This is a genomic window from Cellulomonas sp., assembly GCF_017744555.1.
In the GTDB taxonomy this organism is placed as follows: Bacteria; Actinomycetota; Actinomycetes; order Actinomycetales; family Cellulomonadaceae; genus Cellulomonas.
Genome location: NZ_JAGIBD010000019.1, coordinates 24,407 through 39,464 on the forward strand (window position 1 = coordinate 24,407; position 15,058 = coordinate 39,464).

A 15,058-nucleotide genomic window follows, 5' to 3' on the forward strand; every position below is an offset into this window, starting at 1 on the left:
ACCGCGGATGCGGCGGTGCACACTCCGGGGTCGGTCGCACCGGACCGCTCGCGCGACCGGGACGCAGAGGCTGGACCGGTATCCTCACGGGGGCCCGCGTCTGGGCCAACCCACCGGCCGGCCACGAGGAGTCGACGAAGAATGCAGGATGTCGAGTCGACACGCACGACCCGCCCGGCGGCCGACCTCCGGCACTCCCTGCTCCTGCTGTACGTCCGCCTGACCCGACCGAGCACCATGCCGCTGCGGCGCCAGCTCCTGATCGGGCTCGCGGCGTACGCCGTGCTGCTCGTGCTGCTCGTCGCGTTCGGGATCAACGGCTCGTCGATGGGCCTGCTGTACGCCGAGATGTTCGGCACGCGCGACCCCGCCATCCTGCGCGGCACACCGCGCGCGATCCGCAGCGACGAGTGGCTCGTCGTCTCGCCGCTCACCGTCGCGCAGGTCCAGGAGGGGCTGCCGCGGACGAGTGGCTTGTTCCCGGGCGGGTTCGACACCTCGATCGTCTGGGACCTGCCGTACCGCGAGTGGTCGGTGCTCCTGCGACCCCACATGTGGGGATTCTTCTTCCTGCCGCTCGACAACGCGTACGCCATGAAGTGGTGGCTGCCGTTCCTCACGATGGCGGCCGCGGTGTTCGTGCTCCTGTGCACGCTGTGGCGCCGGCCGCTGGCGTCGTTCGCCGTCGCGGGGGCGTTCGCCGCGGCGCCGTTCTTCCAGTGGTGGTTCGGGTCCGGCAGCTTCTGGCCGCCGGCCGCTGCCGTCGCGGCGTGCGCCGGCACCGTCCTCATGCTGAGGACCGACCGCACCTGGGTGCGCTGGGTGGTCGCCGCCGTCGTCTCCTACCTCGTTGTCGTCGCGGTGGTCGCCCTGTACCCGCCGTACCTGATCCCGTGCCTCTACCCCGCGGTCGGGTTCGTCGCCGGGTGGCTGCTGGTCGCCCGGGGCCTCCCGTGGCGCGACCGGCTCCGGCGGGTCGCGCCGCTGGCCGTCGGCGCCGTCGTGGCGGGGCTCGTGCTCGTCGCGTTCCTGCTGACCCGGCGCGACACGATCGACGCGGTCGTGTCGACCGTCTACCCGGGGCAGCGGCTGACCCCGACCGGGAGCTCGTCGACGTTCTCGGCCCTCGCGATGTTCGCCGGGGTGTTCGGCATCGGTCTGCGCGCCGCCGACACCACCGGGTTCGCCGCGAACCAGTCCGAGGGGTCGAGCTTCATCTTCTTCGGTCTGTACCTGGTGCCCTCGGCGCTGTGGCTCGTCTGGTCGCGGTGGCGCCGCGGGCGCGGCGTGGACTGGGCGATCGTCGGCGTGCTCGCGTCGCTCGCGCTGCTCTTCGCGTTCGTCTACGTGCCCGGGTGGGACGCGATCGCCCACCTGCTGCTGCTCGACCGGGTCGTCGGCCCGCGCATCGTCATCGGGATGGGCGTCGGGTCGATCCTGCTCCTGGCCCTCGTCGTCGCGCGCCTACGGGACCTCGAGGACGTGCGGATCCCCGTGTGGACCACCGCGGCGTCCGTCGCGACCGTGCTGGTCTGGCACTGGGCGGTGCACGTCGGCCTGACGAGGAACGCGCCGCAGGTCCTCGAGGCCTCGATCGCGTGGGGGGTGCTGCTCGCGATGCTCACCGTCGCGATCGGGATGTTCTCGCGTGGCCGGGCCACCGTCCCCGGCGTGCTCGTCGCGCTCGTCGCGCTCGTCGTGGCGGGCTGGGTCAACCCGATCTACCGCGGCGTGTTCGACATGCGCGCCACCGACGTCGGCCGGGCGATCGAGGAGGTCGACTCGGAGGACCCGGGGTCGTGGGTCTCCGTCGGCGGGCCCGCCGGGACGGCCGTGCTGCGCGAGACCGGCGTCGAGGCGTACAGCGGCGTGCAGGGCTGGCCGTCGCTGCCGATGTGGGACGACCTCGACCCCGAGGGCGACGACGAGCAGTCGTGGAACCGGTACGCGCACGTCAACTGGACCGCGGACCCGGCAGCCCCCGAGATCGTGCTGGTCACCGCGGACGTCGTCCAGGTGCGGCTCGACTCGTGCGGTCCGATCGCCCAGGAGAACATCGAGCACGTGCTCAGCCAGCAGCCGATCGACCAGCCGTGCCTGCGCGAGGTCGAGTCGGTCCCTGAGGGCGGGTCGACGTTCCACATCTACGAGGTCGTGCCGAAGCCCTAGACCCGACCTCGTGGGTGTCCGCTCCGTGACGTGGGGCCCGGGGCCCCGCGGTTCAGGAGCCGTCCCCGTTCGGTGCCTCCGCCGGACCCGTGACTCGGTCCGCGAGCTCGTTCACGTCCAAGCGCAGCAGAGCGATCTCCTCGGCGAGCGTGCGTGTCTCTTCCTCGAGGTTGGATACCTCGGTGGACAGCTGGATGCACACGAGCAGGAGGACGACGAACGCGGCCGCGAACAGCAGGTTCACGGGGGTCTCGACGCCGACGAGGTCGGAGAGCCAGAACGCGAGCCGGGGGAACAGCGCCAGGATGCTCACGGCGACGGCGAGGGCAATCCAGATGCCGGCGTACTTCTCGCGGATGCGGCGGGTCCGGAGCAGGAAGAACAGGAGCCCGACGACGAGGATGCACAGGGCCAGCGCGAAGACGTACCCGCTCATGCGACGGCTCCCTCGGCGGCGATCGGCTCGCTCGGGCGCGAGAGGGCGACGAGCAGGGCGAGCAGCGCCCGGCCCAGGAAGATGGCGGCCTTGACAGGGCTGTGCGACGGCCGGCCGCCGGCGCGTGGCCGCATCCGCACGCCGACCTGCCGGACGGTGAGTCCCGCGCGGGACGCGATGACGAGCGACTCGATCGTGTCGCCGAGGTACTCGGCCGGGTAGTTGGCCGCGAACAGGGCGATCGCGGACCGCCCGCAGGCCTTGAACCCCGACGTGGTGTCCGTCAGGCGGGTCCCGGTCACGCGGGACAGGACCGTCGACAGAATCGACATGGTCCAGCGGCGGGGCCCGCGGACGACGTAGTCGCCGACACCCGCGAAGCGGGCGCCGATGACGATGTCGGCGGACTCCGCGACCATCGTCTCGAGGAGCATGCGCACCTCGGCGGGGTCGTGCTGGCCGTCCGCGTCGAGCTGGACCGTGTAGTCGTAGCCTTGTCGGTGCGCCATCACGTAGCCGGCGCGCATCGCTCCGCCGACACCCAGGTTGATCGGCAGGTCGAGGACCCGTGCGCCCGCCTGGCGGGCGAGCTCCGAGGTGCGGTCGGTCGACCCGTCGTTCACGACGACCACGTCCGCGTCGGGGAGGACACCGTTGATCTCGCGGACGATGGCCCCGACCGTCGCCTGCTCGTTCCATGCCGGGACGATGATGAGGAGGCGCGGCTCCGGGCTCACAGGCACCCCTGGATCCTATGACGGCGACCGGTGGTGGACGCCGAGCGCCGCTGTGTCGCCGACGCCCTCATCGAGCCTCCAGCGATCGCTCGACGACGTCGACGACGCGGTCCCAGTTGTAGGTGCGTGCGATGCGCTGGCGGCCGGCCTCACCCATCTCGTGGGCGCGGGCGCGGTCGCCGAGGACGGCGGCCAGCCGCGCGCCGGTCGTCTCGCTGTCCGTCGGGTCCACGAGGTACCCGCTGACCCCGTCCTCGACGTCCTCGCCGGTCACGCCCGAGCGCACGACGGGCGTGCCGCACGCGAGCGCCTCCTTGACGGGCAGCGACATCGTGGTGGCACCGGAGACGGCCGACGTGCCGGTCTGCAGCAGCACGTCGGCGACCGAGTACACGCGGGGGAGGTCGACGAACGGCAGGAAGCCGAGATAGTCGATCTGGTCGGCCACGCCGAGGCTGCGGGCCCGCGCCATCATGCGCTCGAGCTCCGGCGGGTCCTCGCGGGTCGTGGTGATCGCCAGACGGGCACCCGGGACGGTGCGGGCGGCCACGGCGAACGCGTCGATCGCCAGGTCGGTGCGCTTGATCGGGGAGAAGTCCGTCGAGTGCACGACACGGGGCGCGTCCCCGAGGCGTGCGCGCAGGTCGCCGACCTCGTCGGGCGCATAGGGCCGGAAGAACTCGGTGTCGACGCCGGCGTACGTGCACTCGGCGTCGTCGCGGCCGTACGTGAGCCTGAGCTGCGTCGACGTGGCCTCGTTGAGCGTGAGGAGGGCGTCGGCGGCCTGGATGCCACGGGTGTCGACACGCCCGTACGCGGTCCGCAGGAAGGCGAGCAGCGCCTGCTTGGGCTTCGGGTACATCCCGATGACCTCGGCGTCGTGGAAGAACGGGAACGGCTCGAAGCACAGGCTCACGTGCCGCAGGCCGTGGGTCCTCGCCGCGTGCGCCGCGACGTCGGGCATCGGGAAGAAGCTCGACACGAGCGCGCTCGCACCCGCGGCGGCCTGCGTGACCGCGCGCCGGTCGCGCGCGAGGAACGCCGGGAACGCCGCCCAGTACGCCATCGACGTCGAGTTCGGACCGCCGATCTCGCGCAGCGGCACACCGGCGTCGCCGTACCGCTCGCGCCACAGCGGCGACGCGCCCTCGACCATGACCTCGACCGGCCTGCGCTCCGCCAGCCGCCGGGTCACCTCGAAGATGAACTTGGTGCCGCCCAGCGGCAGCATGAAGTGGCTGTGCAGCCACAGGACGGGCTTGCGGGCGTCAGCCACGGCGGGAGCGGGGTCGCGCCTGCGCAGCACGGACGTCGCCGGCCGCGCCGTTCCTCGCTCGCTGAGCCATTCCTGTCGTCACCGTGCCACCTCTCCGCGTCCTCGCCGTGGACAGCGCGTCGACGGCCGCAGGAAGCCTACCCGCCGGGCTGCACGGGCCCGTTCGCGAGGCGCGCCGACCTCGTCACACCACCGAGCGCGACGCCCGCTGCACGGCCGCGGCGTGGATCGCGATGCCGACGAGCGGACCGACCGCGAGCGCGAGCACCGCGCGTCCGTCGATCCCCAGCGGGACGAGGAGCAGCGTGAACGACGTGACGGTCGCGGCGAGCCACCCCACGGCGAAGAGCGTGTGGCCGCCGGTGGCGAGCACGGCGGCCCCGGTGATCGTGAGGACGGCGAGGGCGGTCGCGCCGAGCGTGAGACCGGCGAGCACAGGGCCGGGCACGCCGTAGGCCGCCCCGAACAGCAGCCGGAGCAGCCACGGGCCGACGAGCGCGGCCGCGAGCGTCGCGAGCGCGCCGATCCCGGCGATCAGGGCCAGCACGCGGGTCAGCGCGCCGAGTCCCTGCCGGCGGTTCGCCATGAAGTGCGTGATGGCGACCCCCTGGTACGCGGCGAGCGGCATGAGCAGCGGTGCACGCGTGACGGAGATGGCGAGGATGAGGGGGGCGGCCGTCGCGAACTCCACGGTCGTCGACGTGAGCCGCAGCAGGACGGGGAACCCGACGACGAGCGCCGCGCTCGACGCCGCCGCGACCGCGGCCTTGCCGGTGTGCACGAGCAGACGGGGCGCGGGCACGTCGGCGGTCGCGCCCAGCGCCGACCGCACGGGGCGGAACAGCACCGTGAGCACCAGCCACGTGCCGGACGCCAGCGCGACCGCGAGCTCGAGGCGGCCCATCGCCGCGCCGGTGACGACGACCACGACGACGAGCAGCAGCCGCGCGGCGGCCTCGGCGGCGACGAGCGCCGAGTAGCCGCCCCACTGCAGGCGCCCAGCGAGCACCCCGGCGACCGACGAGTGGCCGGCGAACATGACGGCGCCCACACCGACAGCGAGGACGGCGGAGAACCAACTCTCGCCCAGGACGCGCGTGCCCCAGAACGGTGCGGTGACGGCGACGACGACCGCGGCGCACCCGCCGAGCAGCAGCCCCCACGGCACGAGCCGGGCGCCCGGCGTGGCGTCGGGCGGCGCCGCGTCGCGTGCGGCGTGGGCGGCCCGGGTCGACTCCGTCTGGACGCCGCCGAGGACCCCGTACACGCCGAACAGCAGGGACCAGAACACCAGGAAGTCGGCGTTGCGCGCCGGGTCGAGCGTCCGCGCGGCGAGCAGCAGGACGAGGTAGCCGCAGCCCGCGGCGACGACCGACGCGATCCCGACGCCTGCCGCCCCGCCGCCCGAGATGGTGCGCTGCCCCGTGGCTCCCGGGTCGTCGTGGCCGGTGGTGCTCCCGTTGTCGGTCACGCGTGGGCGGCTTCGCGGTTCGGCTGCATGGGGCCGTAGTCTGGCGCATCCACCCCGCACGTACGAACCTCGAAGGACTCCGCCATGGCGCTCGACATCTTCGTCCCGTTCTGGGGAGACCCGGAGCTCCTCAAGGAGACGGTGCGGAGCGTGCAGGCGCAGACGGTCGACGACTGGCAGCTCACGGTCGTGGACGACGCGTATCCCGACCCGACCGTCGCCGAGTACTTCGCAGCGCTCGACGACCCGCGCGTCACCTACGTGCGCAACGAGCAGAACCTCGGCATCACCGACAACTACCGGCGCTGCGTGAGCATGGCGACCGAGGAGCTCGTCGTCCTGCTCGGCTGCGACGACGTCATGCTGCCGGACTATGTCGCGACGGTGCTCGACGCCCACCGCCGGTTCCCGCAGGCGCACATCATCCAGCCCGGCGTCGAGGTCATCGGCGCCGACGGTGAGGTCGTCAGCACGCTGGTCGACACCGTCAAGCAGAAGGTGACCATGCCCCGCGCGAGCCAGCCGCGGCTGCTCGCGGGCGAGGAGCTCGCGGCGAGCCTGCTGCGCGCCGACTGGCTGTACTGGCCGTCGCTCGTCTTCCGCCGAGAGTCGATGGTCGCGGCCGGCTTCCGCGACGACTACCCCCTCATCCAGGACCTCGCGCTCGAGATCGACATCATCGCGGCCGGCGGCCCGCTGCTGCTCGTGCCGCACGTCTGCTTCCGGTACCGCCGGCACGACGCGAGCGCGTCGTCCGCGACGAGCGGCGGCGGCAAGAGGTTCGACGGCGAGCGCCGGTACTTCGCCGAGGCCGCCGAGCAGATGGCTGCCCTCGGGTGGCGTCGCGCGGCCCGCGCGGCGCGCTGGCACCTGACGTCGCGGGCGCACGCGCTCACGCTGCTGCCCCGGGTGCTCGTCGCACGTGACTCGGGCACCGTCCGGATGCTCGCGCACCACGCGTTCGCGCCGACGCGCCGTTCCGCCTGAGCGCGGTTTCGGTCCGTTCCCGGGCCCGTGAGAGACTGCTGCGGGCTCGCGACGGCGCGCTCGACCGTCGACGAAATGAGCAGCGAGTGAGTTCTGGGACGACACAGCGAGCGGGCACCTGCCTCGTGACCGGCGGTGCCGGGTTCATCGGGTCCGCGATGTCCGCGGCCCTCGCCGACTCGTTCGACCGAGTCGTCGCGGTCGACAACCTGCACCCCCAGATCCACCCCTCCGCGAGCCGCCCGGACAGCCTGGACCCCCGCGTCGAGCTGGTCGTCGGTGACGTGACGATCCCCGAGACGTGGGACGCGCTCCTCGCGGACGTCACGCCGGAGGTCGTCGTCCACCTCGCGGCCGAGACCGGGACCGGTCAGTCGCTGGACGAGTCGACGCGGCACGCCTCCGTGAACGTCGTCGGGACCACGCAGATGCTCGACGCGTTCACGCGCCACGGGGTCCTGCCGCGCCGGATCGTGCTCAGCAGCAGCAGGGCCGTCTACGGTGAAGGCGCGTGGCTCTCGGACGCCGGCGACGTCCTGTACCCACCGCAGCGCACGCGCGAGACGCTCGAGGACGGGCAGTGGGACTTCGCCGGCGCGACGGCGACCGCGATGGACGCTCGCACGGTGTTCCCGGCGCCCGTGAGCGTGTACGGCGCGACCAAGCTCGCGCAGGAGAACATCCTGCAGGTGTGGTGCCGCTCGCGCGGGGTCGAGGCGGTCGTGCTGCGGCTGCAGAACGTGTACGGCCCCGGCCAGTCCCTGATCAACCCCTACACGGGGATCATGTCGCTGTTCTGCCGCATGGCGAAGGCCGGCCGGTCTATCCCGCTGTACGAGGACGGCGCCGTGCGCCGTGACTTCGTCCTCATCGACGACGTGGCCCGGGCGCTGCACCTCGGCGCGACCGTCGAGCACGCGCCGGCCGGCCCCGTCGACATCGGCTCGGGCGAGGACCAGACGATCGCGACCGCTGCGGAGCTGATCGCGCGGTACTACGACGCCCCGGCACCGCACGTCACGGGACAGTTCCGCGAGGGCGACGTCCGCCACGCCTGGGCGGACGTCTCCGTGGCGGAGGCCGCTCTGGGCTGGACGCCGCAGTACGACCTCAAGACGGGCATCGACCGGCTCGCCGGCTGGATCGACACCCAGCCGCTGCCGCCGCTGGCGTGACGCGTCCGCGGTCTGCCGGGTCGACCCGGCAGACCGCGGACCAGGTCAGACCAGGGCTGCGAGCGTGTCGTGCAGCAGGTCGATCTGAGGCTCCACCGGGTAGTGGTGGTTGCCCACGAAGAGGCCGTCGACGTGGACCTTGTCCGCGGCCGGCAGCGCCGCGGGGACGTCCGCGTCCAGGTAGCGCATCACCGGGTTCAGCGTGAAGTTCCCCGCGACGATCGGGCGGCACTCGATGCCGGCGCCGGTCAGGGCGGTGACGACCTCCGCGCGGCGCCCGGCGAGCGCACCCTCGAGCACCAGCGAGAACCCGAACCAGCTGCTCTCACCGGTCTCCTTCTGCAGCCGGACGTCGTCCAGCCCGCCGAGCTTCTGCTGGAAGTACGCAGCGTTCTCGCGCCGGCCCTGCACGAGCGCGGGGACCTTGGCGATCTGTTCGATGCCGAGCGCGCCCGACATCTCCAGCGGCCGGACGTTGTAGCCGGGCAGCACGAACCGGAAGAGGTCCTCGAACGCGTCCCCGGACTTCGGGTGCACGACGTTGTCGTTCGCGAGCTCGCGTGTCCAGCCGTGCGCGCGCAGCGACACGAGCATCTGGCGCAGGTAGTCGTCGTCCGTGAGGACGATCCCGCCCTCCATCGTCGAGATGTGGTGCGAGAAGAACGCGCTCAGCGTGCCCATGACGCCGAAGGTCCCCGCGAACCGGCCCTCGAACGTCGCCCCGAGCGACTCGCAGTTGTCCTCGAGGATCAGCAGGCCGTGCGCGTCGGCGATGGCCTGCAGGCGGCGGTAGTCGACCGGGTTGCCCAGCAGGTTGACGGCGAAGACGGCCTTCGTGCGCGGACCGATGGCGGCCTCCACCTGGTCCAGGTCCAGGTTCAGCGTGTCCAGGTCGATGTCCACGAACTTCAGGCGCAGGCCGTACTGGTGCAGCGGGTAGTACGTCGTCGCCCAGGAGACGGCCGGCACGATGACCTCGTCGCCCGCCTGCAGGTCGTTGCGCGGGTCCAGGACCGCCGCGGCGACCGCCACCAGGTTGGCGCTGCTGCCGGAGTTGACCATGACGGCGTGCGACGAGCCGAACGCGGCGGCGCAGCGGCGCTCGAACTCGGCGACCAGCGGCCCCATGGTGAAGCGGCCGCTCGCGATCACGTTCTGCAGCGCGACGAGCTCGGCGTCGTCCCAGGACGACGTGGCGAGCGGGAACGTGGGGGAGGTGGCGTCAGACATCGTCTCTCTTCGTGCTCTGGTGGTCAGATCGCGGCCACGGAGGCCAGGTAGGCCGCATACGTGGCGGCCATCCCGTCGGACAGGGGAGTGGGGGCGGACCAGCCGAGCGCCCGGGCGGCGGACGAGTCGATGAGCCGTCGGGGCGTGCCGCTGGGCTTGTCCGTCTCGAACGTGAACGTGCCCTCGTACCCGACGACGTCGCGGGCGACCTCGTAGTACTCGCGCACGGAGTGGTCGGCGCCGCAGCCGAGGTTGAGCGCGTCGGGCCAGCTTGCGAGCCGGTCCACCTGGTCGACGAGGAAGGCCGCCAGGTCGGGTGCGTAGGTGAACTCGCGGCGCGCCGTGCCGTCGCCCCACACGGGGACGGTGGGGTCGCCCGCCTCACGGGCCCGGTGGATCTTCCCGAGCGCCGCCGCCACCAGGTGCGCGCTGCCCGCGGCGAAGTGGTCGTGCGGGCCGTACAGGTTCGACGGGACCGCGACACGGTAGGAGCGGCCGTACTGGGTGCTCGCGTACGCGCACAGCCGCGCCGCGGCCCCCTTGGCGAGGGCGTACCCCTCGTTCGCGCCCTCGAGCCGGCCGGACAGCGCGTCGCCCTCGACGAACGGCCGCTCGTAGCGGTCGGGGTAGACCGCTGCGGTGCCGACGTACAGAAGGTCCCGGACGCCGGCGTCGAGGCACGCGGAGATGACCGACGTGTCGAGCAGCAGGTTGTCGAGCAGGTAGGTGGCGGGCTCGGCGAGCTTCGCCGCGATGCCGCCGACCTTGGCGGCGGCGTGCACGACCGCGGTGGGCCGCACGCGCTCGATCAGGGCCCTCGTGGCGGCCCGGTCGCTGAGGTCGACGTCGTCGCGCGTGACGACGACCAGCTCCTGGTCGGGCCGGCGTGCGCCCCAGGCGTCGACGAACGTCCTGCCGAGCATGCCGGCACCGCCGGTCAAGAGCACGCGCACGTGCGGCCTCCGAGCTTGTCTGATGGTGGGCGTGCCGGCGGGCGCCTCGTCGAGACGCCCGCCCGGTTGCTACGCCTCCTGGACGGCGTCGACGTAGTGGCGGCCCTCGGTCTCGAGGGCCGCGATGTCGGCGTCGACCATGATCTCGGCGAGTCGCGGCGTGTGGACCTTGGGGGTCCAGCCGAGCAGGCGCCCCGCCTTCGACGGGTCACCGATGAGCGCGTCGACCTCGGTCGGGCGCAGGTAGCGCTCGTCGAACCGCACGTACTTCTCCCACTCGAGGCCGACCCGCTCGAACGAGAACTGCAGGAAGTCGCGGACCGAGTAGGCCGTGCCGGTGGCGATCACGAAGTCCTGCGGCTCGTCGTGCTGCAGCATCCGCCACATCGCCTCGACGTACTCGGGCGCGTAGCCCCAGTCCCGCACGGCGTCGAGGTTGCCCATGTACAGCTCGGACTGCTGGCCGGCCGCGATGCGGGCGACCGCGCGCGTGATCTTGCGGGTCACGAACGTGCCGCCGCGACGCGGGGACTCGTGGTTGAACAGGATGCCGTTGCAGGCGAAGATCCCGTACGCCTCGCGGTAGTTCCGCGTGATCCAGTAGGAGTACACCTTCGCGACGCCGTACGGCGAGCGGGGGTAGAACGGCGTGTCCTCGTCCTGCGGCGGCGGCGTGGCCCCGAACATCTCGGAGCTGCTGGCCTGGTAGAACCGCGGCGAGATGCCGGCGGCGCGGATCGCCTCCAGGAGCCGGATCGAGCCGAGGCCGGTCGCGTCGCCCGTGTACTCGGGCTCGTCGAAGCTCACCCGGACGTGCGACTGCGCGGCGAGGTTGTAGACCTCGTCGGGCTGGATCTCGTTGAGCAGCGTGACGAGGCGCGACCCGTCGGTCAGGTCGCCGAAGTGCAGGAACAGCCGGTGGTTCGGGTCCTGGGCGTCCTGGTAGATGTGGTCGATGCGCTGGGTGTTGAACGTCGACGCCCGGCGGATCAGCCCGTGCACCTCGTACCCCTTCGACAGGAGCAGCTCCGCAAGGTAGCTGCCGTCCTGCCCGGTGATTCCCGTGATGAGGGCTCGCTTGGTGGTCGTCATCGGGTGTGCCCGCTCCCAGTCATCGTCGGTTCCGCCGTCAGGGGCGGCGTGGTTTCGGTCGTGCTTTCGACCACGGGAGCGTACCCGGTCGCGGGTGGGACCTGTCCCGCCCGCTGCGCGTGGGTGGTCACCTTGCGGGCGCGCCGGAGCACGGGGCGCTCGATGAGGAACCAGCTCGCGGCGGCGAGCGGCAGGGTCAGGATGATCGCCAGCGCGTCGTACAGCGCGAGGTTGAGCGTGTACGCCCCCGCGAGGGCGAGGAGCTGCTGGACCGGCCACGCGTAGATGTACACGCCGTACGACACGTCGTGCCTCTGGACCAGCTTCGGCGAAGGAAGCACGGCGCCCACCCACAGGATCACGTAGGCGAGCAGGGGAGCCGCGAGCTGCGGGCCCCACCGCGGCACGTTGAGCACGGCGACGAGCCCGACGGCCGTGGCGAGCAGCGCGATCGGCCAGGAGAACGAGATCCGGTCGCGGATCATGTAAAGGAACGACCCCGCAAGGAAGAACGGGATCAGCTGCAGCAGGTACATGAGGTCGGCGTTTCCGCCGAAGTACGGTGCGATCTGCGCCCAGCCGGCGTAGCCGGCGATGCTCAGCACCATCGCGGCGAGCACCATCCACGGGCGCCGGCGGATCCACGTGAAGCACAGCAGCGCCGCGATGATGAGATAGCAGAGGAACTCGTAGTAGAGGGTCCACAGCGATCCGGACCAGGCGGCCGGGTACGGCACGCCGGTCGGCGTCCCGGCTACGTCGAACGCGATGATCCGCAGGCCCGCGTTGGCGAAGATGTAGTTCGCGGGCGTGAACGGCGTGGTGAAGAACCCGTCGAGCGTGTCGTGCGCCTTGTAGAAGGCGAGCGGGGCGAACACGAGAGCGGTGACCACGAGGCACACGAGGAACGCGGGGAAGATACGGGCCACGCGCAGCACGAGGTAGTCGCCGAGCGGCTTCGTCAGCCGGCTCCCGGTGATCAGGTAGCCCGAGATCGCGAAGAACCCCATGACGGCCCAGCCGCCGATGTTCTGGCCGTTGAGCTGAGGGCCGACGCCCTTACCCGCGAGATACCAGCCGTGCGCGACGAGGACCGAGTAGGCCAGGACGAGCCGGACGAGGTTGAGACCGTTGGTGCGGCTGCTGAGCTCTGCGGCCCCCACCGACCACATGCGGTGCTTGCGGACCGCCACACCTGCCGGTGCGACCGCGGGCGCCTCTGACGCGGTGGCGGCGCTCATGACTCCGCCTCGAGCAGACCGAGCAGATACGTGCCGTACCCGGACTTCACGAGCGCCTCCGCCCGCACGCGCAGCTCGTCGTCGGTGAGGAAGCCGCGTCGCCAGGCCACCTCCTCGGGCGCGCCGATCTTCAGGCCCTGCCGGTGCTCGATGGTCCGGACGTAGTCGGAGGCCTCGAGCAGCGAGTCGAACGTGCCGGTGTCGAGCCACGCCGTGCCGCGAGGCAGTACCTCGACCTGCAGGCGGCCGGCCTCCAGGTAGACGCGGTTGACGTCGGTGATCTCGTACTCGCCGCGGGCCGACGGCTTGAGGTCACGGGCGATCGCCACGACGTCGTTGTCATAGAAGTACAGGCCCGGCACCGCGAAGTTCGAACGGGGCGCGGCCGGCTTCTCCTCGAGCGAGAGGGCCTTGCCGTCCGCGTCGAACTCGACGACGCCGTAGGCCTGCGGGTCGGCGACCCGGTAGGCGAACACCGCACCGCCCTCGATCTGCTCGAAGCGCTGCAGCCGGGCACCCAGACCGGGTCCGTAGAAGATGTTGTCGCCCAGCACGAGCGCGGCGGGCTCGGACCCGACGAAGTCCGCACCCAGGACGAACGCCTGCGCGAGCCCGTTGGGCTCGGCCTGCACCTGGTAGCTGATCGAGATCCCGAACTGCGAACCGTCGCCCAGCAGCCTCTCGAACTGGGACGCGTCGTGCGGCGTCGTGATGACGAGCACGTCGCGGATGCCCGCCAGGATCAGCGTGGACAGCGGGTAGTAGATCATCGGCTTGTCGTAGACCGGGACCAGCTGCTTGCTCACACCGAGGGTGATGGGGTGCAGTCGGGTGCCGGAGCCTCCGGCGAGGATGATGCCGCGCATGGGGCCTCATTGTGCTGCATCGTGCGGACCGGGGTGAAACGCCGCGCGAGCCGGCGGGCGCACGACGGCCGCGCACGCCTCAGCCGAGTGCGCTCCCGGTGACCTGCTCCGCCGACAGCAGACGGTCCAGCCGCGGGCGGTCCTGCTCGAGCTCGCCCGCGAGCGCGCGGTCCACCAGCACCGCCGAGCCGTCCCGCGCGAGCACCGCGAGCACCGCCGCGAGGTCGTCGAGGGCGACCGTGTCGGACGCCACGACGAGCGTGCGAGCCCGGGCGCTGCCGGGCCGATCGGTGAGCGTCTCGACGAGTCGGGCGTGGGGGACCGCGAGCTCCGGTGCGACGAGCGCGGCGGCGGACGGGTCTGTGGCGGGGGCCCAGCCCAGGACGTCCCCGTACGTCATGACCGCGGACCCGGCGTCGACGGCGCCGCCCGGGAGCGCGCCGTCGAAGCGGCGAGCCAGCGCCGGCAGGGGGACCGCCACGAGTGCGCGTGCGTCCGCATGCGTGGCGGGGTCGTGCGTCACGACGACGTCGGGTGCGTCGGTGCTCGCACCCGGAAGGGCGACGCACGCGCCGGCGCGCCAGACGGACAGCGCCCACACGACGGTGCGCCAGTGGCCGGGAAGGTCCAGGAGCACGACGGTGCCGGGGCCTGCGTCGAGCTCTTCGACGAGAAGGTTGGTCGTCTTGGTCACCCAGTTGTCGAGGACCGCGCCGGAGAGCTCCACGCGCTCGCCGTCGCCCCCGTACCAGGTGATCCGGGGGCGGCCCGGCTCCTGCTGGAGAGAGGCGAGCAGGGACGCGATCGTCGTGGGAAGCACGCGCACAGCGTAGGGCGACACGCCGTGTTCACCCGTCCGCCGCAATATCACCCCGACATATCCGGGCAACTACCACGGCTCCGCTTGACGACCCGGAACGACACGCGTGTAATTCCTTAGAACGGATTCACGAGAGCGCGAGCACCACGACGCGTCGGCCGGCCCCCCGGCGGACCGCACCAGCCGAGCCTTGCACCGCAGCACGATCAGACGAAAGACCCCGCACGGAGGCACGCAATGTGGAACCTGCTCGACGACGAGGACGAGGTCTTCCCCTCCGACGCGCAGAGCCCTGCACCGCAGCAGCGCTCGAACGTCCTGCCCCTCTTCGGTGACCCCGATGACGACGGCCCCATGGGCTGGCAGGAGCGCGCGCTGTGCGCGCAGACCGACCCCGAGGCCTTCTTCCCGGAGAAGGGCGGCTCGACCCGTGAGGCCAAGAAGGTCTGCACGGGGTGCGACGTCCGCTCGGAGTGCCTCGAGTACGCGCTGGCCAACGACGAGCGCTTCGGGATCTGGGGCGGTCTGTCGGAGCGGGAGCGCCGCAAGCTCAAGCGACGCGTCGTCTGACGAGTGTCGGTCCCGGGCCTGGCGATCCCGGACGG

14 protein-coding genes are annotated in these 15,058 nt (G+C 72.0%); 4 read left to right on the top strand and 10 right to left on the bottom strand.

What is annotated here, in order from left to right; genetic code table 11:
• Window positions 1-141 precede the first annotated feature (141 nt).
• Window positions 142-2,169 (top strand): hypothetical protein, encoded by a 2,028-nt coding sequence (locus J7523_RS13015; RefSeq protein WP_291887184.1) that lies wholly within the window; start codon window positions 142-144, stop codon window positions 2,167-2,169.
• A 52-nt stretch (window positions 2,170-2,221) separates the two neighbouring features.
• Here J7523_RS13015 and J7523_RS13020 read toward each other — a convergent pair whose 3' ends face one another.
• The 4 genes from J7523_RS13020 to J7523_RS13035 form a co-directional block, all read right to left on the bottom strand.
• Entirely contained in the window at window positions 2,222-2,605 is a 384-nt protein-coding gene (locus J7523_RS13020) for a DUF2304 domain-containing protein (RefSeq protein WP_291887187.1), read from the bottom strand.
• Entirely contained in the window at window positions 2,602-3,348 is a 747-nt protein-coding gene (locus tag J7523_RS13025; RefSeq protein ID WP_291887189.1) for a glycosyltransferase family 2 protein, read from the bottom strand. The genes J7523_RS13020 and J7523_RS13025 overlap by 4 nt, the downstream gene beginning before the upstream one ends.
• A 61-nt stretch (window positions 3,349-3,409) precedes the next feature.
• Window positions 3,410-4,618 (bottom strand): glycosyltransferase, encoded by a 1,209-nt coding sequence (locus tag J7523_RS13030; protein ID WP_291887192.1) that lies wholly within the window; start codon window positions 4,616-4,618, stop codon window positions 3,410-3,412.
• 184 nt (window positions 4,619-4,802) lie between these two features.
• Complete coding sequence (locus J7523_RS13035) at window positions 4,803-6,089, bottom strand: hypothetical protein (protein WP_291887195.1); 1,287 nt, start codon at window positions 6,087-6,089, stop codon at window positions 4,803-4,805.
• 84 nt (window positions 6,090-6,173) lie between these two features.
• On the opposite strand from J7523_RS13035, the gene J7523_RS13040 reads away from it, so the two are divergent.
• The gene (locus J7523_RS13040; RefSeq protein WP_291887198.1) at window positions 6,174-7,076 is read left to right on the top strand and encodes a glycosyltransferase; all 903 of its coding nucleotides are present in this window, start codon (window positions 6,174-6,176) and stop codon (window positions 7,074-7,076) included.
• A 125-nt stretch (window positions 7,077-7,201) separates the two neighbouring features.
• Window positions 7,202-8,251 carry an NAD-dependent epimerase/dehydratase family protein gene (locus J7523_RS13045; RefSeq protein WP_291887201.1) on the top strand — a complete coding sequence of 350 codons (1,050 nt, stop codon included), beginning with the start codon at window positions 7,202-7,204 and terminating at the stop codon, window positions 8,249-8,251.
• Between the two features lie 45 nt (window positions 8,252-8,296).
• Here the strand turns inward: J7523_RS13045 and J7523_RS13050 are convergent, their stop codons facing one another.
• The 6 genes from J7523_RS13050 to J7523_RS13075 form a co-directional block, all read right to left on the bottom strand.
• Entirely contained in the window at window positions 8,297-9,481 is a 1,185-nt protein-coding gene (locus J7523_RS13050; RefSeq protein WP_291887204.1) for an aminotransferase class V-fold PLP-dependent enzyme, read from the bottom strand.
• 23 nt (window positions 9,482-9,504) lie between these two features.
• The gene (locus J7523_RS13055; protein WP_291887206.1) at window positions 9,505-10,434 is read right to left on the bottom strand and encodes an NAD-dependent epimerase/dehydratase family protein; all 930 of its coding nucleotides are present in this window, start codon (window positions 10,432-10,434) and stop codon (window positions 9,505-9,507) included.
• Between the two features lie 69 nt (window positions 10,435-10,503).
• On the bottom strand, window positions 10,504-11,526 hold the full coding sequence (gene gmd, locus J7523_RS13060; protein WP_291887209.1) for a GDP-mannose 4,6-dehydratase: 1,023 nt from the start codon (window positions 11,524-11,526) through the stop codon (window positions 10,504-10,506).
• Entirely contained in the window at window positions 11,523-12,767 is a 1,245-nt protein-coding gene (locus J7523_RS13065; protein ID WP_291887212.1) for an acyltransferase, read from the bottom strand. The genes gmd and J7523_RS13065 overlap by 4 nt, the downstream gene beginning before the upstream one ends.
• Window positions 12,764-13,633 carry a glucose-1-phosphate thymidylyltransferase RfbA gene (gene rfbA / locus J7523_RS13070; RefSeq protein WP_291887215.1) on the bottom strand — a complete coding sequence of 290 codons (870 nt, stop codon included), beginning with the start codon at window positions 13,631-13,633 and terminating at the stop codon, window positions 12,764-12,766. Before rfbA ends, J7523_RS13065 begins: the two co-directional genes overlap by 4 nt.
• 79 nt (window positions 13,634-13,712) lie before the next feature.
• The gene (locus J7523_RS13075) at window positions 13,713-14,453 is read right to left on the bottom strand and encodes a TIGR03089 family protein (protein WP_291887218.1); all 741 of its coding nucleotides are present in this window, start codon (window positions 14,451-14,453) and stop codon (window positions 13,713-13,715) included.
• 237 nt (window positions 14,454-14,690) lie between these two features.
• On the opposite strand from J7523_RS13075, the gene J7523_RS13080 reads away from it, so the two are divergent.
• Window positions 14,691-15,023 (top strand): WhiB family transcriptional regulator, encoded by a 333-nt coding sequence (locus J7523_RS13080; protein WP_291887221.1) that lies wholly within the window; start codon window positions 14,691-14,693, stop codon window positions 15,021-15,023.
• Window positions 15,024-15,058 lie beyond the last annotated feature (35 nt).